Raw genomic sequence first — 22,248 nt, forward strand, 5'->3', positions numbered from 1 at the left:
AAACATTATTTTATATGAGTATATTATCGATTATAATAAGGAGAGAATTTATAGCAAAGGTAAGGAATAAGTCCTTTATTATCATGACTTTTTTGAGTCCGTTGATGATGATTGGGTTGGCGTTTTTTGTGGGTTATTTGGCCAGTATGAAATCTGACAAGAAAACGATTGCTATACATGATGAAACGGGATTGTTTTATTCGGAGTTTGAGAGTGATGAGCAGTATCAGTATGTTGATTTTTCGATGATTTCGGTTAGTTTATTGAAGGATAGAATGCTTCGGGATAGTTATGAAGGCTTGTTGCTTATTCCAAAAACGGGTTCGGAAAAAATGTCGTATATATCTAAGGACAGTCCGAGTTTGGAGTTTGTGAATACAATAGAGCAAACTATTGCTCGAAAAATTACGAATCAGAATTATGCAAAAGCCCATTTGGATTTGGAGGCGATAAAGCAAGCGCAGGCAAAAGTATCGATACAATTGATAAAATCGTCTGGAGAGGCAACGGTAAAAGGGTTGAATGAATTGAAAGTTGGGATTGGAGCAGGATTTGGGTATTTGATAATGATGTTTATTATTATATATGGGAATACCGTTATGCGAAGTGTGATAGAGGAGAAAACGAATCGCATCATAGAAATCATTATTTCGTCTGTAAAACCATTTACGTTGATGATGGGAAAAATCATTGGGAATGCTTTGGCAGGTTTGCTTCAGTTTATGATTTGGGCCTTATTGGGTGGGCTATTATTTTTTGTGTTGTCGGTAATTTTTCATGTGCCGTTGGGGGCTGCATCTGCCCTAGAGCCAGAAATGATAGGGAGTTCCAAATCGGAGTTGGCACTACTGATTCAGACTTATTTTTTAGAGATTTGGAAATTGCCAAAACTTACAATTTTAAGTTGTTTTGTCATATATTTTACGGGAGGTTATTTTTTATATAGCTCTATATATGCTGCAATTGGGGCGGCGGTAGATTCAGAAACAGATTCTCAGCAATTTTTATTGCCCATCATTTTGCCCTTGATGCTAGGAGTTTATGTTGGTTTTTTTAGTGTTTTGAATGATCCAAATGGCACCGTAGCCCTTGTGTTTTCGATGGTGCCGCTTACATCTCCAATAGTGATGATGATGCGAATACCCTTTGGAGTGCCTTGGTATCAAATTGTACTATCGGTAGTAATATTATATGCTACTTTTGTATTTGTAGTATGGTTTGCAGCCAAAATTTATCGTGTTGGTATATTGATGTATGGTAAAAAACCAACATGGAAAGAGTTGTATAAATGGTTGAAATATTAGAAAAAAATTATGAGTAAAATATTAATAATAGAGGACGAAGCAGCTATTAGACGGGTGTTAGTAAAAATATTATCTGAGGAAAATGATAGTTACAAAGTAGAAGATGCGTCAGACGGAATAATAGGATTGGAAAAAATAAAAAATACGGATTATGATTTGATTATATGCGACATCAAAATGCCGAAAATGGATGGAGTAGAACTATTAGAAGCCGTAAAAAAGATAAAACCCGAGATACCTGTTGTAATGATTTCTGGTCATGGCGATATGGAAACAGCCATTCAAACGATGAAGTTAGGTGCTTTTGATTATATATCGAAACCGCCCGATTTGAATCGGTTGTTGAACACCGTTAGAAATGCGTTGGACAGAAAACAACTGGTGGTAGAGAATAAAATATTGAAGAAAAAAGTAAGTAAGCATTATGAAATGATTGGACATAGCGAAGCTATCAACCATATTAAACTCATGATTGAAAAAGTGGCACAAACAGAAGCACGGGTTTTGATAACGGGCCCAAATGGAACAGGAAAAGAGCTGGTTGCCCATCAATTGCACGAAAAAAGTGATCGATCGGGATTTCCGCTGATTGAGGTAAATTGTGCGGCAATACCATCTGAACTTATTGAGAGTGAATTGTTTGGACACGTAAAAGGGGCTTTTACCTCGGCTGTAAAAGACCGAGCGGGCAAGTTTGAAGCAGCAGATGGCGGTACACTGTTTTTGGATGAAATTGGCGACATGAGCCTTGCAGCACAGGCTAAAGTATTGCGGGCTTTGCAAGAAAATTTAATTCAAAGGGTGGGTGCCGACAAAGACATTAAAGTAAATGTTAGGGTTGTTGCAGCAACAAACAAAGATTTGAAAAAAGAGATTGCCGAAGGGAGATTTAGAGAAGACTTATATCATAGACTGGCCGTAATTTTGATAAAAGTGCCGTCACTAAACGACCGTCGAGAAGATATTCCATTGTTGATTGAACATTTTTCAAAAAAAATATCGGAAGAGCAAGGTAATGTACCCAAAATATTTATGCCCAATGCCATCCAATTGTTGAAAGCATACGATTGGACGGGCAACATTAGAGAGTTACGAAATGTAGTAGAACGTTTGATCATATTGGGCGGACAAGAAATATCGGAACAAGATGTTAATCTTTTTGCGAGCAAATAAACCATAAAATGAAATTGAAAAAAATAAACGAAAAGCTGCAACAAGCCTTGATAGAAAATGGCTTAGCAACAGCCAATGATTTGCAACAAGAAACATTTTCGGCCTTAAAAAGTGGCGCAGACTGTATTGTAATTGCAGATCCAGCCAGTGGCAAAACGACAACTATTGTAATTCATGTTATCCAACGATTGGTGGACGAAGGAGAAGAATCGCCAAGAGCCTTAATCATGGTGGCCGATAAAGCCAAGGTTTTGGAAATGGAACAACTTTTTGAACAATTGGGACGCTATACCAATTTGAGGGTATATGGCGTGCATGACAAAGGCGATTTGGATTATGATAAAAATTATATTTCGGCGGGTATTGATGTGTTGATTGGTACCCCTACCCGACTCAACGACATGTTTTCGACGGCTGGATATAATGTTAATAGGCTCAAAATGTTTGTTTTAGACGATGCCGATAGTCTGTTGAAAATGAGGCACGACACCAAAATTATGCGGATTTCAAATAGCATTGCCAAAACACAGCGTATCCTGTTTTCGGATTTATATACGGAGCGAATAGCTATTTTGGCCGATAAAATGATGCTAGAGCCATTGGTGTTTGAGTTTGATTCGTTGGAAGAGGAATAATACCAAAATTTGGTATAGCATTTGTGTTTTTATATGAAAAAAATGAAATTTACTAGGGGATTGAAATTAGATTTTGACAACTATTTTTCAAAAAATAAGTGTCTAGTTTTTTAAGGAGCTCCTTTATAAATATATCTGATAAAATTTACTAAAGAAAATATTATATGATTGCAAAATTTGGATTTGATTTGAAAACGGGAACACACTAGCCCAGAATGTAGTGTAAAGGTACTATCTTAAAATCCAAATTTTTTTTCCATAATTTTCATAAAAAATTGACTTTTTTTTATTTTCATTTAATTCGTTTTTAATATTGTTTTTTTGATGGATGGTGCAAAAATGAATGTCATTAATTGAATCATTTCAGGTCATACTTTCTATTTTTTTGTACTTTTGCCATGCAAAAATGAAATTCATTTTACTGCTCCTTTAATTTATTAATTGGGCAGTTTTTTTATAAGAGTTTAAAAAAGAATTAGACATTTCTTGTTGTTGGTTTGTTATTTTTTGTATAATTGCCAATCTGCATTCCTTTGTTTTCTTCTTTATTTGAATATAAATTAAACCACTTCCACTCTGACCAATTTGTGTCTAAAAATAGTGTGAATTTTATTAAATCATCGAACCTGTATTTTAGACATTTTGCTGTTCCATCAGCGTTGTTACGCAACTTCACAATGGCTATGTATTTTTTCTTTTTTTTTATCTTTTGTTTCATTATCTTCTTTTTTTTCATAATTTTGCACCTCTGAGAAACCGCTTTTTAAGCTGTTATCTTGTATAGCCTCGGAATTCATTTCGGGGCTATCTTTTTTATAATCAGGATTATAGGGTTCATTTTTCTTCCAAATATGATATATTAAAACCAATAGTTTTTTTTGAACTGCTACATAGCTTTTCATCTTTATGCCATGTTTTGCAAATGTCCTTTCATATAAACTCACCAATGGTTTTTCTTTATATTTTATAGCTACAAATGCTGGCATAAACAAAGCCCTACGAATACGACTATTTCCTTTTTTAGAAATTTTTGTCTTTCCAACACTCATCCCAGATTCTCTTTCAACAACATCAAATCCAGCATACGACACTAATTGCTTGTAATTTTTGAACAATTCAAAGCCATTTGTCTCAGCTATAATGGTTGATACACTAAGCAATGCAATCCCTTTTATTTTGCAAATGTTGTCCACTTTTTGTTTTAGAACCTGGTCTGAATTAATCAAATTTTTCATTAATTTTTCAAGCTCTTTAAGCTGTTCGTTGAACAATTCAATGATTGCCTTTTGTTGGTTTATCATCATTTCACTCATATACATGCTGTTTTCTAAAGCATGGAGTTGATTGTTAATGACTGTTTTTTGATCTTGTAAATTTTGATACTGTCTTGTGTATTGTCGCAATTCATAATACAACTTACCCATGGGTTGCCAAAGTTCCAAACATTGTTCTGCTCCCATTTTTGACAATCCTTTGGCATCAATGCTGTCGTTTTTAGATTTTAATCCTAAAGAAATTAAATAATGCTTTGCCTTATTTGGCAAAATAATGGAAACGGCATACTTTTTTTCTGAAAAATAAAGGGCACAATTTTCGTGATAAACACCTGTAGCCTCCATGCACATAACCAAGGGAATTTCTTGCAACTTTTTCTTTTTGACAATCCATTCGTCCATGCTCTGAAATCCTTTCAAAGTGTTTGGAAATGAAGTACTTGCTACTACAGTTACTTTTTGATTACAATCAATTACAGACATGCAAATATCAATTTTTTTACTTGCAACGTCCAATCCTACTGAATACTTAATGCTCATAATTATTTCTTTTTAGGATAACAAAATATTACATTTACCTTTGCTCATTTTTTATACAACATCTAAACTAAATAGTATAGTGCTTAAGTACTAATTGTGGTTATTTTGTAATAAAAACAAAGTGGATTTTCCTTTCGCATGAATATCATTAAATGTATTTAGCCCGCAAACAATTATGCAACTTTGTTTTGTTATCTATTATCAATTTTTAATTTTCAAAAATACAATTTTTTTGTAAATTATTATCAGATGCAAAGATATGAGCCCGCAGCCCCAAAAGGGATTTTTTTGTTGCTGCAAAAGAGCGACCAGCGGAAGCTCCTTTTGTGGCAAACAAAAAACCCTTTTGGGGCGAGGACTTGAAACGGAATGCTGGATGGGCTACAACAAAAAGCTATACAACCAAAAAAATGACACATTTGATGTTGAAAATTGTATAAATATCGTGCTGAATATCAAGTATTTACAATAATATTATAAAAAATTAATCTATAAAAATAAAGAAGATGGCATTAATCAAGATATTTTCTGGGAGCGAAATTTTGGCTCAAGCACTTCAAACAAAAATTGAGGCTGCGGGAATTGCAACGGTGATAAAAAACAATATCCAATCGGCAAGGTTGGCGGGTTTTGGCAATACAGATTTGGCCGTTGAAGTATTTATACAAGAAACAGACTACAATAAAGCAAATCCTATCATAGAAGCTTTTAGAATGAGTTTGTAAAAAAAAAGGGATTTACAAGTTTTTGTAAATCCCTTTTTTTAATAACTGGTATCTATAACGCTCGATTTTGAAGCGTCGTTGCGGATGTGCAAAAACACATCTACCTCTTGCTGCAAGTCTTCTACGTGTGATATTAGCCCTACAATTCTATTTTCTTTTTGCAATGATTTCAATGTTTCTAAAACAATTTGCAAACTATCTTTGTCCAAACTTCCAAAACCTTCGTCTAAAAAGAAAAAGTGCTGGTCGATATTGGCATTTTTCTGAATACTTTCGGACAGGGCTAAGGCCAAGCACAAGGCGGCCTGGAAAATTTGCCCCCCCGAAAGGGATTTTAACAAACGGGTTTTGCCACCGTTTAAAAAATCACGAACCAAAAAATGGCCATTTTCGTCCATTTCCAATTGGTATTTTTGTCGCACCATAATATGGAAACGGCTGTTTGCCAAGGCAATAACATTTTTTAGATAGCGTTTTGAAACAAATTCTACAAAACCATTGGCACGAAAGAGTTTTGATAAAATGTTTAAATTCTCGGCCCTGATTTCCAATTGATGGAGTTGTTGTTCTAATTTGTTTTTTTCGATAAGCTGTGATTGTAGTGTTTTGATATTATCCGCAATTTTGCCAATTTTTTGATTGGTTATATCCAAATCCGTTTTCATGGCCCTGTATTGGGTGTTTTGTTTTTCAAACAATTCATTATCAAACACTTGAGTATCAACAACTTTTTGAAGTGCTGTTATTTCCCCTTCAAGTTTATGATAAGTAGCTCGGGTTTCGGCTATTTTTTTTCGTTCTTCAACTGTGTTCCATTTTTGTTTCAAAACACGTACAACTTCTGCCCTATCCAATTGATTTTCAGCTAATTTTAGTTGTAATGTTTGGTTGTGTTTGGATTCTTCAAATTTTATTTCGGCCAAAATATGTTCCAAACTTTGCAATTGCCCTTTTAATATTAAAAGTTCGTTTTCTGCTTCATATTTTATTAAAAGTAATTGTTTTAAGTCGCTTTCGTTTTGTGCTATTTGGGCAATAATTTGATTTTTTGCTGCAATAATTTGGTTTTTATCTTGGTTTGAATAGTCATTTACGTTTAAGATACGAACTTCCGATTTTTTGATAGCCATGGTTGTTTCGGCGGCATTGATTTCCAATTTCAACTCGTTCCAACGATCGATAGCGGTGGCCAATTCCTTTTGTTGTGCTACTAAAGCACTCGTGGCTTCGTCAATTAAAGTTAGGTTTTGATTTAATTTTTTTTGATTTTGCTGAGATTCTTTTTCAATAACAATCAATTTTTCTTCGTCTTCAGGCGCAAAATTGGGGTCGGGCATTTGAGTTATCAAAACTGTTTTTTGATTTTCCAAGCTACTTATTTCATTTTGAATTGTCAGCAATTTTGATTGTATAACTGTTGTTGTTTCCCAATTTTGCCTCATTTTTTGGTTCCAAACCCATAAATCTTGGATGGCTTTTTCGAGATGGTTTATTTTTTGTTCCAAATCAAGTATTTCGTCATGGTTGTCTATTGGTTTCAACGGATTGGGATGCGTGGTGGCACCACACAACAAACAAGGTTTTCCGTCGTGTAAATGTAAAGAAAATACACTTAACTCGTGTTTGATTTGTGTTTTTGAAAGATTGTCTTTCAAAACATAAACCGCATCTTGCCATTGCTTTTGAGTAATTGCTACTATTTTTTCAAACTCATCATAAGTATAATCTTCTGAAAGTTGTGCGAAATTTGGTTCAAAAACCCCAAAGTTAGTCACTTGAAGCCACTCCTTTACAGCAACTTGTTGCTTTTGTAAGTTGTCCCATTCGGTGTTGTGCTTTTGAATATTTTGATTGATTTGCCTCAAAGCATCATACCAAATTTTTAATTGATACCACATTGATTCTGGAAAAATGGCAGTTTTGAGCTGCATATTGCTTTCCATTAATTGTTGTATAAATCCTTGTTTGTATTGGATTTCCTGTTGTATGGCTGTTATTTTTTTGGAAAAATCGGCATTTTTAAGATTCAAAGTCAATTGTGTTTTTAGCAAATCTATAATTTCCGACATTTTATCAAGTTCAATTGCTTTTTGTTTTTCACTTTCATGCGTTTGATTCTGTGCTTCAAGTGTTTCCAATTGGGGCAAAATTTCAGCTATTTCTTGTTCCTTGCTCAAAATAGCTGCCCCAACATGATTGTAACTTTGTTGTTTACTTTCAAAATGATCCCGAACTTCTCTTAAAGACACAAAAACTTGATTGAAAATAGATTGGTATTTTTCAAACGTGTCAATCTCCTTTTCTAAGCTATCATCTTGTTTTTTTTGTATTGCATTTTTTTCAAAAACAAGTTTCAATGCAGCTAGTTTCGACCTGTTTTCTTTAAGGATAGTGTTTTGATGAATCACCTCCTCTAATACTGACAAATCGTTTTTGAGTTTCAAAAAATGATGTTCTACACCCGATAAATCTATCTGAAGCTGGTTGATATTTGCTGTATTCACATGCAAAAACGATTGCAAATGTCCCGCAATTGTGTCTCTTTGATGGTTATTGGTCGCTTGGAGTTTGTTTGTTTTATCGGAAAAATCGTATTTATACAAACCAAAAAGTTCTTTAAGCATTTTGGTTCTTTCGCTAGGTATCAGTTCCAAAAACTCTCTAAACTTACCTTGCGGAATAATAATTGTTCGTTTAAAATTGTTATAAGAAACCCCAACTTCGTGCAATATCACCTCGTGTTCAACGGGAACTTGCTGGTTATCTATAATTTCATAAAATTGAGTTGGTTGGTTTTTTACCTCATCAAATTTTGTTTTATGCCTTTTAAAGATGCTAATCGATTGGTATGTTTTATTGGCTTTTCCAGCTACAAAGGTAAAATCTATTTTAGTTTCGTTGGATTTAAGGTTCATCATGTTGTAGTACCTATCGTCGCCCGTGGTCGAAAAACGTTCTGTTTTACCAAAAATCGCAAACGAAATGGCTTCTAAAATGGTAGATTTTCCAGAGCCCACAGCACCAAAAATACCAAAGAGTTGGGCCTCGATAAGTTTTGAAAAATCAATGGTTTGCTCTTCTGTAAATGAATATAAGCCTTTTATTTTTAGTATTTTAGGTATCATATTGTATCGTTTTGATGGATAACTTCTTTCAATAAATCCAATAAAGCATCCGTTGGCTCGGCATTGTTGTGTTTGTATTTAAAATAATCTAAAAACAGCTGTTCCATATTTTGGGTTTCGTCTATCAAAAAAGGGTTGATGGCCGTCAAATGGTTATTGTCATTACTCCCCACAATTTGCGGAATAACATCTATAATATATGGATGTGCATCGGCCAATTGCTTTCTGTCGGCACCATCTATATAATTTTCGGTTAAAATGGTTAGTTCTACATAAGCATTTTGATGGTTCAATAACCAATCTACTGCATCGGCAATAGCACTAAAGGTTCGACGCAAAAGAGGCCGCCCTTGTTTCAAATCAACCGAAAAATAGGTGGCCTTTTGGTTGCATTCGGCTTCTATAATCACTACTTTTTTGGTTTGCCCTGCCTCAGAAAAACTATAACACAAAGGCGAAGAGCTATACAAAACAGGGGCAACGCTATCATCTACACATTGATATTGGTGCAAATGTCCAAGCGCTGTATATTGAATTTGTGGCGGAATTTGATCTGTAAACACAGGAGGTGCCCCGCCAATGTGCAAAATAGACTTTTCGCCATCGGGCTCTGCTTCCATTGGGCCATTTTTTTTCATAAAATACAAATGAGCCATCAAAAAATTTACTCCTTCGGTATCACAATATGCAGCTGCCAACAACTGCCATTTTTGTTGCAATAAATCGCCCAACGCTTGCTCGTTAGTAGCGGTATTCAAGGCTGTTTTTAGCCTTATTTCATTGGCATAAGGCGTAAAAATCAGTCGAAAAGGCGTTGGGTTATGTGGCATTTTCAGTTCCAAAAAACCTTCGTCAGACCGTGTAACCGCCATGCCCGAATCTGTTGTAAAAGGTTGAATAACCGTATTTGGAAAACCACAAAAAAGAATTCCATTGGCTTCTGCCAAGGGGTGCGGTGCCTCTATACGCTCGGGCTTGTCGTGGTTGCCCGCTATTGCAATTACGGCCCTCGAACCATTTTTAGACAATCGATGTACCGTTTTGTAAAACAAATCCTGAGCCTCTGCCGAGGGGTTAAAAGTGTCAAACAAATCGCCCGCTATCAACACTATATCCACTTGATTGGCATCTGCAATTTGACATATTTCGTCCAAAACCAATTGCTGTTCTTCCAATCTTGAAAAATCATCCAACTTTTTTCCTAAATGCCAATCGGCGGTATGCAAAATTTTGAGTCCCATTTTGATAAATTAAAAAACAAAAATAGTATTTTAAATCTTCAAAAAACCACCATATTCAATCGAATATGTTAAAAAATACCTAAATAAACCTTTAGCTTTAAACCAAATCTTATTTCAAACGTCTAAAAGCTATTACTAAAAATGATAAGCCATGAAACTACCACTCCTTTGTATGCTCATTATGGGCTGCTCCACAATTGGACTTGCTCAAGAATATCAAAATCCTTCCCTAGCTGGGGACCAATTCAGCTTAGAAGGGGCTTTGGCCGTATTTAAAAACGCCCATTCACTAGAAAATTTCGAAACATTAATCAACGACCAACAACAAGGCATCAACAATTTGGATTTGAACCAAGACGGTCAAATCGATTACATTCAAGTAGATGAAATGATAGACAACAACGCACACGTTGTAGTTTTGAGCACCTATTTGTCCAACACAACCAACCAAGATATTGCCACCATTGGCATAGAACGCACTGGAAACCAAGAAGCCATACTTCAAATCATGGGCGACGATCAATTATATACCCCCAACACCATTATCGAACCCATAGCAATAAATGAATCGTATAACCCCATAGGCAAAGGCCCAAATGGATTTGACATACAAACCACCACATTTGGCATAAATGTTTGGTTTTGGCCATGCGTCCAAATCATGTTTGCACCACGCTACGTCCCTTGGACATCGCCACACTACTACGGCTACTACCCCCGCTGGTGGAAACCTTGGCGCCCATTTGGATACACCATTTTTTACAACCGCTGTGCCCCTCATCGATACTACTATCAGCCTTGCCACACCCTAAGGGTGACCTATTCCCGAAATCTATATTTGCCAAATAGACACCAAACAAATGTTTATTACAAACCACATCCAAACAACGGATATAACCACAGAGACAACAGACAGAAACAAGAAAATACATACCATTATTCAAATCAAAACAGAGGCAACAACAGACCATATAGTACAGGCAATTATGGAGGAGGACAAAGAAGACAAAAAGGACAAAGAGAACAAGGCGGAAGCCTTGGACATGGAAGAAGAAGGTAATTATTAGTTGATAAAAAAGCTACCGTACTAACAATCAATACGGTAGCTTTTTGTTTTATACAGTACTAATGAGCTTCATTCCTAAAAAAAAAATCAAAACAACAATTATTAGAAGCAGCTACTTTTGGCCTTTTCACCCATGGACAGTTCCAGCCGTCCGTTATATCTTTTTGTTTTTGCCCCAAAAAAAAGCGGGGGCAAAAACAAAAAGGATGCCACTGCCGTCTGGGCTAAACCGCTGCAACAGTCTGTGATACCAATGGTTTTGAAAAAGATTGAAAGATTCAAAAAATTGAAAAATTGAAAGATGGAATGATTGAAAGATTGAAAGATTGAATGATTGAAAAATTGAAAGATGGAAAGATGGAATGATTGAATGATTGAATGATTGAAAAATTGAAAAATTGAAAGATTCAATGATGGAATGATGGAATGATGGAATGATTGAAAAATTGAAAGATTCAATGATTGAAAGATGGAATGATGGAATGATTGAAAGATTCAAAAAATTGAAAGATGGAATGATGGAATGATGAAAAATTTTGGTTTTACAAAAAATTCAAAAACTAAAAATTGTACCTCAAATAAAAAATCCATTATATATTCCATTTTTATTTATATTTGTAAAACACAATAATATGTCAAACTATTTAAAATAAAATTATGGCACTCATAAATCCTTACATCAATTTTAATGGCAATGCCGAAGAAGCATTCCTTTTTTATCAATCCGTCTTTGGTGGTTCTTTTGCAAAAATCATGCGGTTCAAAGACATGGCCAGCCCAGAATTTCCTGTGTCAGAAAAAGAAGCTAATAAAATCATGCACATTGCATTACCAATTGGCAATAACGTTTTAATGGCCAACGATGTACCCGAATGTATGGGTACCACCAACGAAAACGAACACAGAAGCAAAATTTCTATCAGTGCCGAGAGCAAAGAAGAGGCCGACAAATTATTTCATGGCCTTTCGGCAGGAGGCCAAATCGAAATGCCAATAGACAACAGCCCTTGGGGGTCCTACTTTGGTATGTTTAGAGACAAGTATGGCATAGAATGGATGGTGGACTACGACCCCAATTATAAAGGACAACTTTAAAAAAAAACAACTCGATTACACAATACCACCTTTTTACTTATACCAAATATATTTATAAAATAGTCCAAAAATGCGTAGTTATTTTTTAGAAAAAATTTTCAAAAAAATCGTTGCATAGCTAGGCTACGGAACTATTTTTTTTGACTCCTTTTAGCAAAAAAGAACCAATAGATTGGACTATTTTATGTGTATATTTGGTATTATTATTTTCTTTCAAAATTAACGCCCCACCCTTGAGGATATAATAAAGTTTTGAAAGCCAAAATGTATTGATAAATAGTACACCTCAACCTCCAAAAAAAAACCTTTGCCAAATTAATCCAATTCGACAAAGGTTTATTCCCATATTTTATTGCTATAAAATCTTTCAATCAAAAATCATTTCAACTTTAAATTTCTAAATTTTGTGTAATTTTTCAATTTAAATTTTTTTTTAATTCTTCAATCTTTCAATTTCAAAATTCTTTCAACCCTATCTTTTAATTGCAAAATGCGATTGATAAACCTTGTTGGTGTTGTTTTCCTTATAAAAAACAGCAAACCAAAAATCGTCTGCGGGGGCCAAACGCCCATTTATATTGCCATCCCAACCAGAACCACTTGGTTTTATTTCGATTAAAAATTTACCATATTTGTCATAAATATTAATATAAGCATCGGGTTGATCGTTTAGGTTGTTGATGTTCCAAGTGTCGTTGATTCCATCACCATTAGGTGTAAAAAACCGTGGATAATCGGCAACAATAACTTCTATGGTGCTGTTGCTGCAACCATTTTTATCTTTGACGGTTACGTAATGCAATCCAAAAGATACATTATAAAAAGTAGGACTCGATTGAAAGGCTGCATTGTCCAATTGGTATTCATAATTGTCGTTTGTACCTGTGCCAGTAGCAGTTATAGTTATGGTTTGGTTTTCCGAAAAAGCATCGCCTGTGGTATAAGTTACCAAGGCTGGTTGAGAAACAATAACTTGAACAGGAGTAAGTGCAGAAACGCAGCCCGTTTGCACATTGGTAGCTATCAAATTGTAAGTGCCAGGTTGGGTTACCGTTATAAAACTGTTTGTACTTATTGGTGTAGTACCCAAAAACCATTGAAAGGTGTGCAAACTAGGGTCTAAACCACTCAAAATGGTATAACCCGAGGTTACCGCTCCTGTTTGATTATCTATACAAATAGTGCCATTTTTTAATTCAGGTTCTGGTCGTTTTTTTACAAACAAGTCTATTTGTTGTATCAACGTACAATTAGGAGTAAGTGTGCTAGACAATTTAACAAAAACATGAGGCAAAGTCGTATTAGTTAAGCTATTTTGATTGGCCAAAAGATCTTCCATGTTGGCAAAATATTGCAAAGTAAATTGGGCAGGATTTTGGTTGCCCAAAATAATCGTGTTTAGGGTAGTTAAATCAAAATTAGCAATGCCGTCGTTGGGGCCATCATTATCGCAAATGGTGCTGTTTGCAGCAGGTATGGCATGGATAATTGGAGCAGGCACAATGGTAATGTCAAACGGATATACATCTATACAAAATGGGGCGTAAGGCGATTGTGCAATGATATATAATGTTTGCGACTGGGTAATGGTTGTGCCAGGTTCTATGGGTTGTCCTGTGGCATTTGGATTGTTATAAAATTGTCCTCTTGCTACAGTTGGCAACACATAAGCACTACAGTTGGTTACATTGGGCAGTTCAGACACGTTATATACTGTAATATTAAAAAATTCTTGTGCCGTACAATTGGGTACCGTACCCGTTTCGGCATATACATACAGCGTTTTAAAAGGTTCCGTTATTTCATCCAATGCCTGATAGGGTTGTCCTGTACCATTTGGTCCAGAAAAATAATTACCCACTTCTAGTGGAGGGAGTATGTATTTATCACAAGTAAATACATCGGCAATTGGATTGATAACGGGAGTGTGGTTGATGGTTACAACAAAACTTTTTTCGTCTTCGCAATAAAAATCTTCACGAATGTTGTCTTTTTTATAAATATAAATGGTTTGGGTTGTTTCTATTACATCACCTTCAAATTTTTCAATACCTTGTCCGTTTTGACCATTCATTTGACTGTGTGTAAAATAACGGTTTCCTGGATTTAGGGCTTCTAAAACATATTGATCGCATTGTGTTACATTCGGTTTTGTGTCGGCTACGGTATGGGTAATGGAAACATTAAAACTATTAGAGGCAGGGCATCCCAAACTGTTTACAGCATAAATATGAACCGTTTGCGATTGGTTTAAAACCGTATTAAAAGGTATCAAATTGCCACCTCCATTACTTTCAGTATAATAATTTCCAATGGTTAGTGGTGTAAGGGTATAAGTGTTGCAGGCCGAAACATCGCCCCTTGGGTCTAAAACGGGCAAAGGTTTTATAGTAATAGCAACAGGAATAGTATGCTGGCAACCAAGTCCGTTGTTGATATACACATATACCGTTCTGCTATTGGTAACAGGATAGTTAAATGGGAGTTGTACACCTCCACCATTTGGCAGTGTATAATAATTACCCGCATTAAGTTCGGGCAAATTATAAACCCCACATTCGCTAACGGTTTGTGGCACTACAACAATAGGTAAAATGATGTCGACATGAAAAGAAACTTCGTCGGCACAACCACTTGCCGAGGTGGCTCTAACATATATATCTTGAGAATACGTTACTACATAACCTACGGGCAGTTCTACACCGCCGCCATTGGATTGTGTATAATATTTTCCGAAAGTTAATGCAGGCAATGTATAAGAAACACATCGACTAACGTCTGGTATAGGGTCTAACCCAATACCAACTTTAAAAGAATCGCTGTCTGTACACGGTGGTGTGGTGTTTGTAGCAGCATAAACATAAATGGTTTGCGAATTATTAAGGATTGTCAAAGCGGGAATCATGGTGCCACCGCCATTGGGTTGTGTATAATAATTGCCAACTGCTAATGGAGGTAGTTGATAGCTCGTACATTCAAAAACATTGGATACAGCTTGTAATACTGGTGCATTATTAATGGTAATCGTAATGGCTCTTTCTTGTTGACAAATGGGTGGAACGGTAGATTGAAAATTGAGGTAAATGGTTTGCGAACTGGTAATAACCGTGCCGGCTGGTATCAAAGGCAATCCCGCATTTGGTCCTGTATAATATTTAACATTTGGAACTAAAGGAAGGGTATAACTATCACATGCTGTTGTAGATTGTGGTCCAACTTGATTGATGTCTATAATGGTAACTGTAAAACTAGTTTCTGAATTGCACGAACCATTGCTATTATAAATGTAAATAGTCGTTGTGCCAATTGTATTGATCAAATCATTTTCAAACAAAGGAGTTCCTGTTCCATTTGAACCCGTAAAGTAATTGCCCGAAGTTAAATGTGGCAACGGATAACCAGAACAAACTACTACACTTTGAAGTGTGGGTACACTAGGTTTTGGTTTGACAATTAAATGAAAACTGGTTGTGGCAAAACAAGTAGTATCTGAAAAATTTTGGATTCGAGCATAAATAGTGGTGCCTGTTGTTCCTAAAAATCCGCCCACAATTGGATTGATACCCAAATTGGCATTGGCTTGTGAGGTGTAGTAAGAAATGACATTGAGCGTAGCAGATTGTGTACCTAAAATGGTGGCATTTTGAACACTAAAGTCAAAAATGGCATCATTGGAACCCAATGTTCTTTCACATTTGACTAAATCGTTGAGTTGATTGGCAACTGGCGGGCTAGAAACTAATAGATTAAAAGATTTTACTGTAAAACAACCCGTGTTATTATTTTTAATTCTAATGAAAATGGTTTCGTTTGTAGCACTAGTCGAATATGGGCTAGAAAGTGGGTTGGCATTGGTATTGGCATCCAATAAAGTATTGTGATACGAAATACTAAAATTGGGATTATTTGTAGGATTGACAACGGAGGTGTTGGCAGCTAAATTAAAACTATTGGTTCCGGTTCCTACATCGCATTTTCCAAGATTAATGGGATTTGGAGTAATGATTTCGGGCAGAAAGTCAACCACAATAGAATCAGAATTGACATCGCAAGGGCTAATAATTTGGCTATATGTAAGGGTGTAAGTACCTGGACCAATAACCGATAGCGAAGGGCCTGTTTGACCACTTAAAACAACACCATTTTTTTTCCAAATAAAATTGTAAATTGCAGGATTTAATCCCGAGTTGATGGTGTGTGTACTACCAAAACAAATGGCATTGTTGCCCGTAATATCTGGGCCTAAAACATTTTGTGCAAAATTAAAACTATTAGACGACAAAAAAATGGCCGAATCAGACATGGAGTCGGAACGGTCGGCAACAACAAGTTTGATATGATAAGGCGTATTGGGAACTAACACGGCCGAAGCATTCATCAAAACCGTTTGCCCATTAAAATTGGTTGCCGAACTGGCAGCTGCTGCTCCACCATTGTAACTGCCAAAATATTGGGCATTTGCCGAGGCACAATTAGAATTAAAGGCATTATTTCTAATGGTTACTACCGAAATGGGTAAATTTGTATTGGGTACAACCGCTAAATTAGTCGTTACACCTGTGAGTGTATTGGTAAGTAAAAATGCAAACGAATCTGAAAACTGACATTGAAAATTGCCATACTCTTCTGAAGCAAAAACAAAATCAAAAGTAAAATTGGATGCAATGGGCGTAAAATCAAACTCGAGCATCGAGGCATTGGCAGATTGCATGGTAATACCCGATTGAGCTAATGTGTTTTCCAAATCGGAGTCGCCAATCCAGCTGGCATTGCCATCATTGAGGCTCATATTATTTGGTCCAACAGCGTTTAAGGCATTTCCAGTACTCAAAATTACACCGCTTTGAATGGGAAAGTTAGGGTTGGTATTTTGAAAGTAGCCTATACCATTTACAGAGCCAAAATTTGTACCTGTTTTGGAACTAATGTTCGTGGCCGAAACACAATTTGAATTAATCAAAACATTGTTTACGAGCTGGGGTATGGTATGGGTTGTTGTACTTACAGAGATGCTTTGTGAATGGAGTTCAAATGTAAATAAAAACGCTATTAGAGTGTAAAAAATACCTTTCATAATTAGTTTTATTGTTTATATCAAAATTACGATACTATACGATATATAACTAGCAAAAATGCTAAAATTTTCAACTAGGTATTGAAAAAAAATATTTTAAATATTATAGTGAATATATAATATGCGATAAAATTATAGCTTACAAAAAAAGCAACTATAAAAGTAATTATGTTTATAAAAACTTTTATAGTTGCTATAGGTTATCGGCTCCCGCCATTATCTTTTCATAGTAAAGTGAGATTTGAATTCTTTGGCTTCTCCTTTTTCTATATAATGTGCTACAAACCAGTAGTCATCAGATGGTAGTAAAGCTCCATTAAAGTTACCATCCCATCCCTCTCCGTTGGTTTTTATTTGGATGATAAATTTTCCTGTTCTGTCAAAAATATCTACTGTTGCGTTAGGTTGGTCTTTCAATCCGACTACATTCCAAGTATCGTTGATGCCATCTGCATTTGGAGTAAAATATTTTGGATGATTGGCCAATATTACAACTTTTGTAGTAATACCGCATCCATTTTTGTCTCTAACACTAATGATGTGGTCGCCAAATGTTGGGTTATGAAATACAGGCTCATCTTGAAATTCGCTGTTGTCCAATTGGTATTCATAATCGCCACTTCCAGTTGCAATCACGGTGATGTCTTGGTTGTCATCAAATGCTTCTCCCATGGTATAGGCCACAAGTGCTTTTTGAGATTTTTCTACAATTGCTTGTGTAGGTTTTGAGATACATCCTGTTTGCAAATCGGTGGCAACAACACTATAAACACCTGGTTCAGAAACAGTTATAAAGCTTTGATTTCCAACAGATACTCCGTTTAAAGTCCAATTAAAGCTGTATTGCGTAGGGCTCAAAGTACTCATAATAGTATAAGGATTTTTGATAGCACCTGTCAATTCATCTACACAAATTACTCCATTCGTTGGGTTTGGTTCTGGTAGTTTTTTTACATTCAATTTAAGTTGTTTATATTCATAGCAATCTGGGGCAAGATTGTTGATTAGTTTTACGAAAACAGAATGGAGTAAAGTTGTAGAAAGTGGATTTGTGTTATGAAGCAAGTCGTCCATATTGCCATAATAAGCCAATTCAAATTCAGATCCCGTTTGATTTCCTAATATTATTGAATTTAAACTTGTTAAGTCAAAACTGGCTTGTCCATCATTTGCACCGTCGTTGTCGCAAATAGTTCTGTTGGCCTCTGGTACATTATGAATCTCTGGCATTGGCAATTTGATTACATCAAAAGAGCTTTCATCTGAACAATTTGGATTTAATGGAGAGTGTCCAAAGATGTAGATTTTTTGAGTACTTGTAATCATGGTACCTGGATTTAATAATGTTCCTGTTCCATTGGTTCCTGTATAAAATTTTCCTTTTTCGATGCTTGGCAATACATATCCTGTGCATACATATTTGTTTGGCAATTCACTAACATTGTAAATGTCTATATGAAAGCTTTTCTCGTCAAAACAATTTGGAACTGTGTTAGTTTGTGCAAACACATACAAATCTTGATTGGTTGTAATAATGTCGCCAGCATGTAGCATTGTTCCTGTTCCGTTTGGTTGTGTAAAATAGTTTCCTACTGTTAAGTTAGGTAATGTGTACGAGTTACAAGCATTAACATTTGGAATGGTGTTGATGTATGGTGTATGGTTTATTGTTACTACAAATGAATGCTCGTCATAACACATAAAATCTTGACGGATAATGTTTTGTTTATATACCCAAACCGTTTGTGTGCTTGTAATGGCACTTCCTGCCAATAACCCTATTCCTGTTCCATTTGGTCCTCCTGCTTTAGTATAATATTTATTGTTTGCAGTCAATGCTGGCAAGGTATAAGTATCACATTGTGTTACATTTGCAGGAGCATCTGCATTGGTAATATAAATGTTTACCGTAAATTGATTGTCAGATATACATCCAAAAGAGCTTACTGCGTGCATATAAATCGTTTGTGTAGTTGTCAAAACTGTGCCTGCTGCTATAATGCTGCCTCCTCCATTTGGAGCTGTATAATAGTTTCCAACTGTCAATGGCGTTAATTTATAAGTACCACACACATCCATATCAGAACGGGCATCTAACACAGGATTTGGATGAATGGTTACAACAAAAGATCTTTGGTTATGGCATCCGTCATTGTTGTTTACATATACATAAATGGTTTTTGTGCTCGTAATTACATCACCTGCATGAAGCGCTACTCCAGATCCATTGTTTCCTGTATAATATTGCCCAACACTTAATTCTGGCAAAGTGTAGCTGGCACACGCTTCAACATTTGGAGTTGCTAATAATATAGGCAAGGCAATATCTACTGTAAACGCTTCATTGTCATAGCATCCTGTATTTGAAATAGCATATACATACAAGGTTTGTGTGCTAAAAATGGCATCTCCAGCATGTAATTGTTCGCCTGTTCCATCAATTCCTGTATAATAATTCCCTATTGGCAAAGCTGGCAAGGTATATTGTACACAAGTGTTTACATCTTGCATTTGATCTAAACCAATATACACTTTAAAATGTTTTTCAGATGTACAATTTGGTGTTGTATTGCTTTCAGCATAAATATAAATGTCTTGTGTATAATTAATTACTGTAAATGGAGGGATCATACCGCCTGTTTTATTTGGCCCAGCATAGTATGTTCCAACGGCAAGTTCTGGCAACATATAAGCATCACAAGAAAATACGTTTGATGGGTTTGTAATTACTGGCGATGGTACAATTGTCAATTGAATTTCTCTTTCTCTGTGGCAAAATGTACCTGTTGTTGATTGGTAGTACAAATAGATCGTTTGTGATGTGCTTATTACATTTCCTGCAAACAATTGTGTACCGCCTCCATTTGGTAAGGTATAATATTTGGCATATTGAGATGATGGCAACACAAAATTATCGTAGTATGTACCTGAGTTTGGCCCAACGTGGTTCAAATCAACAATGGTTACAGTAAAGTGCGATTGTGTAGCACAATATCCGTTATTAGCATAAATGTAAACCAATTGACTTTCTGTCAAAACATCGCCTGCATGCAACATATCGCCTGTACCATTTGGGCCAGTATAATAAGTTCCATAGCTTAATGCTGGCAACACATAAGGATCACATTGTAAGATACTTTGCAAAGTTTGTGCTACTGGAACAGTATGTACAATAATTTGAAAATGTGTAATAGAATAACATGCTCCATCGGTATTATTTTGCATTCTTGCATAAATGGTAGTGCCATTTGAAGCTAAATAATTTGTGGTGTACATCGGAGCTGTTCCTGCATTTGCAGCTTCTAAACTTGTATAATAAGTTACAGTATATTCTGCTGCTGGCAAACCATTCAAAATACTTGGTGTTTGCGAATGAATGTTAAAATAAGCATCATGCGAGTTCAACTCTCTTTCACATTTTTCTAAATTGTTTGGTTGGTGTGCTGTTGGCGGTGTAGTTACTTTCAATTGAAAAGATTTGATGGCTACACATCCTGTAATACTACTTTTTACTGCTACATAAATGGTTTGATTGCCTGCACTTGCATATACAGTACTCAAAGCATTAATTCCATTTTGTGCATCGGCCAAATTGCTGTAATAGCTTGCACTTAATGTATTGTTGTTTAATGGAATGATGTAACTTGTATTGATGTTAAAATCAAAATCATAACTTGCAGCTCCTGTATTGCATTTGTTTAAATCTTTTGGATTTGGAAAAGTAATTTGTGGTGTATATTCAACTTCAATGCTATCGGTTACGGCATCACAAGGCATTACAATTTTGTTATAAGTCAAGCTGTAAGTTCCTGGTGTAGTTACTGTCAAGCTTGGGCTTGTGGCTCCAGGAATTACAACACCATTTTTTTTCCAAACAAAGCTATAAATTTGAGGATCCAATCCAGAGTTGATCACTTGATTGGTACCATAACAAACGGCATTTTGCGTTGCATTTGTCAAATTGGCACCCAAAACATTTTGTCCAATATTAAAACTATTTGATGACAAAAATATAGCAGAATCTGATAACGAATCCCCTCTATCTGCAATTACAAGTTTGATGTGATAAGGCGTATTTGGAATCAAAGTGGCACCTGCTGTCATCAATACGGTTTGTCCATTAAAGTTGATTGCTGATCCTGCTGCTGCTGCACCTCCGTTGTATTTGCCAAAATAATTGGCATTAGCAGAATCGCAAGTAGAGTTATATGCTGCATTTCTGATGGTTACAACAGATATTGGCAAATTGGTCCCTGGTATTACTGCCAAGTTAGTGGTTTCGCCTGTAAGTGTATTTGTCAATAAAAATGCAAAGGCGTCTGAAAATTGACATTGAAAGTTGCCATATTCTTCTGAAGCAAATACAAAGTCGAAGCTAAAATTGGCACTAATTGGCGTAAAATCAAATTCCAAAACACTTGCATTTACAGAGTGCATTGTTATGTTGGATTGTGCCAAAGTGTTCTCCAAGGCAGCATCGCCTGTCCAAGAAGCATTGCCATCGTTTAACGAACTGCTATTTGGCCCTCCTGCATTCAAAACGTTTCCGGTGCTCAAAATAACACCGCTTTGTATAGGAAAGTTTGGATTTGTATTTTGGAAATATCCAATACCATTGGTTGAACCAAATTGGGTTCCTGTACTCCAGCTGATATTTGATCCTGAAACACAATTTGAATTAATCAATACGTTATTAACTAATTCTGGTACTGTATGTGTGTTGGTATTAACAGTAATACTTTGAGAGAAAGTGGTCATTGTTAATAATAGTGCTAGTAATGTTGTTAAAGTTTTCATGACTATTATGTTTAATTTTGTTGAGTCAAAGATACTAACATTTTTCATAAATAATCGATGAAATGTATATTTTTATCGATGAAATGCAATTGAAAATTATATATTTTATCGCTAAATGATTTTTTGAACACAATTCATTTTTTAACTTATCATTTTAATTGGTATTTTATCGATAAAATAAAGCTTTTTATCGATATTT

12 protein-coding genes are annotated in these 22,248 nt (G+C 35.5%); 6 read left to right on the top strand and 6 right to left on the bottom strand.

The window, feature by feature from the left end; genetic code table 11:
* Positions 1–14: 14 nt before the first annotated feature.
* The 3 genes from FBFL15_RS11730 to FBFL15_RS11740 are packed head-to-tail and all read left to right on the top strand — an operon-like array spanning position 15 to position 3,112.
* Positions 15–1,304, top strand: coding sequence for an ABC transporter permease (locus tag FBFL15_RS11730; protein ID WP_014084798.1), 1,290 nt, complete (start codon positions 15–17; stop codon positions 1,302–1,304).
* Positions 1,305–1,313: 9 nt separating this feature from the next.
* Positions 1,314–2,477, top strand: a complete 1,164-nt coding sequence (locus FBFL15_RS11735; protein ID WP_014084799.1) for a sigma-54-dependent transcriptional regulator — start codon at positions 1,314–1,316, stop codon at positions 2,475–2,477.
* An 8-nt stretch (positions 2,478–2,485) separates the two neighbouring features.
* Positions 2,486–3,112 (top strand): DEAD/DEAH box helicase, encoded by a 627-nt coding sequence (locus FBFL15_RS11740; RefSeq protein ID WP_014084800.1) that lies wholly within the window; start codon positions 2,486–2,488, stop codon positions 3,110–3,112.
* Between the two features lie 475 nt (positions 3,113–3,587).
* Here the strand turns inward: FBFL15_RS11740 and FBFL15_RS16595 are convergent, their stop codons facing one another.
* Together FBFL15_RS16595 and FBFL15_RS11750 are read right to left on the bottom strand one after the other, a co-directional pair.
* On the bottom strand, positions 3,588–3,830 hold the full coding sequence (locus tag FBFL15_RS16595) for a hypothetical protein (RefSeq protein ID WP_044032015.1): 243 nt from the start codon (positions 3,828–3,830) through the stop codon (positions 3,588–3,590).
* Entirely contained in the window at positions 3,775–4,926 is a 1,152-nt protein-coding gene (locus FBFL15_RS11750) for an IS110 family RNA-guided transposase (RefSeq protein WP_014084471.1), read from the bottom strand. Before FBFL15_RS11750 ends, FBFL15_RS16595 begins: the two co-directional genes overlap by 56 nt.
* 506 nt (positions 4,927–5,432) lie before the next feature.
* On the opposite strand from FBFL15_RS11750, the gene FBFL15_RS11755 reads away from it, so the two are divergent.
* Entirely contained in the window at positions 5,433–5,651 is a 219-nt protein-coding gene (locus FBFL15_RS11755) for a putative signal transducing protein (protein WP_014084801.1), read from the top strand.
* A 38-nt stretch (positions 5,652–5,689) separates the two neighbouring features.
* Here FBFL15_RS11755 and FBFL15_RS11760 read toward each other — a convergent pair whose 3' ends face one another.
* Together FBFL15_RS11760 and FBFL15_RS11765 are read right to left on the bottom strand one after the other, a co-directional pair.
* Positions 5,690–8,776 carry an SbcC/MukB-like Walker B domain-containing protein gene (locus FBFL15_RS11760; RefSeq protein ID WP_014084802.1) on the bottom strand — a complete coding sequence of 1,029 codons (3,087 nt, stop codon included), beginning with the start codon at positions 8,774–8,776 and terminating at the stop codon, positions 5,690–5,692.
* Positions 8,773–10,017, bottom strand: coding sequence for a metallophosphoesterase family protein (locus FBFL15_RS11765; RefSeq protein WP_014084803.1), 1,245 nt, complete (start codon positions 10,015–10,017; stop codon positions 8,773–8,775). The genes FBFL15_RS11760 and FBFL15_RS11765 overlap by 4 nt, the downstream gene beginning before the upstream one ends.
* 151 nt (positions 10,018–10,168) lie before the next feature.
* On the opposite strand from FBFL15_RS11765, the gene FBFL15_RS11770 reads away from it, so the two are divergent.
* Both FBFL15_RS11770 and FBFL15_RS11775 read left to right on the top strand, forming a co-directional pair.
* Positions 10,169–11,077 carry a hypothetical protein gene (locus FBFL15_RS11770; protein WP_014084804.1) on the top strand — a complete coding sequence of 303 codons (909 nt, stop codon included), beginning with the start codon at positions 10,169–10,171 and terminating at the stop codon, positions 11,075–11,077.
* A 663-nt stretch (positions 11,078–11,740) separates the two neighbouring features.
* Positions 11,741–12,178 carry a VOC family protein gene (locus FBFL15_RS11775; RefSeq protein ID WP_014084805.1) on the top strand — a complete coding sequence of 146 codons (438 nt, stop codon included), beginning with the start codon at positions 11,741–11,743 and terminating at the stop codon, positions 12,176–12,178.
* A 472-nt stretch (positions 12,179–12,650) separates the two neighbouring features.
* Here FBFL15_RS11775 and FBFL15_RS11780 read toward each other — a convergent pair whose 3' ends face one another.
* Positions 12,651–17,252 carry a T9SS type B sorting domain-containing protein gene (locus FBFL15_RS11780; RefSeq protein ID WP_014084806.1) on the bottom strand — a complete coding sequence of 1,534 codons (4,602 nt, stop codon included), beginning with the start codon at positions 17,250–17,252 and terminating at the stop codon, positions 12,651–12,653.
* Positions 17,253–17,468: 216 nt separating this feature from the next.
* The gene (locus FBFL15_RS11785) at positions 17,469–22,049 is read right to left on the bottom strand and encodes a T9SS type B sorting domain-containing protein (RefSeq protein ID WP_014084807.1); all 4,581 of its coding nucleotides are present in this window, start codon (positions 22,047–22,049) and stop codon (positions 17,469–17,471) included.
* Positions 22,050–22,248: the final 199 nt, after the last annotated feature.

Origin of the sequence: Flavobacterium branchiophilum FL-15 (assembly GCF_000253275.1) — a bacterium.
Taxonomy (GTDB): Bacteria; Bacteroidota; Bacteroidia; order Flavobacteriales; family Flavobacteriaceae; genus Flavobacterium; species Flavobacterium branchiophilum.

Bases quoted from the DNA above. Each gene is read 5' to 3' on its own strand.
- FBFL15_RS11730 (WP_014084798.1), top strand. From the start codon at position 15: ATGAGTATATTATCGATTATAATAAGGAGAGAATTTATAGCAAAGGTA.
- FBFL15_RS11735 (WP_014084799.1), top strand. From the start codon at position 1,314: ATGAGTAAAATATTAATAATAGAGGACGAAGCAGCTATTAGACGGGTG.
- FBFL15_RS11740 (WP_014084800.1), top strand. From the start codon at position 2,486: ATGAAATTGAAAAAAATAAACGAAAAGCTGCAACAAGCCTTGATAGAA.
- FBFL15_RS16595 (WP_044032015.1), bottom strand. From the start codon at position 3,830: ATGAAACAAAAGATAAAAAAAAAGAAAAAATACATAGCCATTGTGAAG.
- FBFL15_RS11750 (WP_014084471.1), bottom strand. From the start codon at position 4,926: ATGAGCATTAAGTATTCAGTAGGATTGGACGTTGCAAGTAAAAAAATT.
- FBFL15_RS11755 (WP_014084801.1), top strand. From the start codon at position 5,433: ATGGCATTAATCAAGATATTTTCTGGGAGCGAAATTTTGGCTCAAGCA.
- FBFL15_RS11760 (WP_014084802.1), bottom strand. From the start codon at position 8,776: ATGATACCTAAAATACTAAAAATAAAAGGCTTATATTCATTTACAGAA.
- FBFL15_RS11765 (WP_014084803.1), bottom strand. From the start codon at position 10,017: ATGGGACTCAAAATTTTGCATACCGCCGATTGGCATTTAGGAAAAAAG.
- FBFL15_RS11770 (WP_014084804.1), top strand. From the start codon at position 10,169: ATGAAACTACCACTCCTTTGTATGCTCATTATGGGCTGCTCCACAATT.
- FBFL15_RS11775 (WP_014084805.1), top strand. From the start codon at position 11,741: ATGGCACTCATAAATCCTTACATCAATTTTAATGGCAATGCCGAAGAA.
- FBFL15_RS11780 (WP_014084806.1), bottom strand. From the start codon at position 17,252: ATGAAAGGTATTTTTTACACTCTAATAGCGTTTTTATTTACATTTGAA.
- FBFL15_RS11785 (WP_014084807.1), bottom strand. From the start codon at position 22,049: ATGAAAACTTTAACAACATTACTAGCACTATTATTAACAATGACCACT.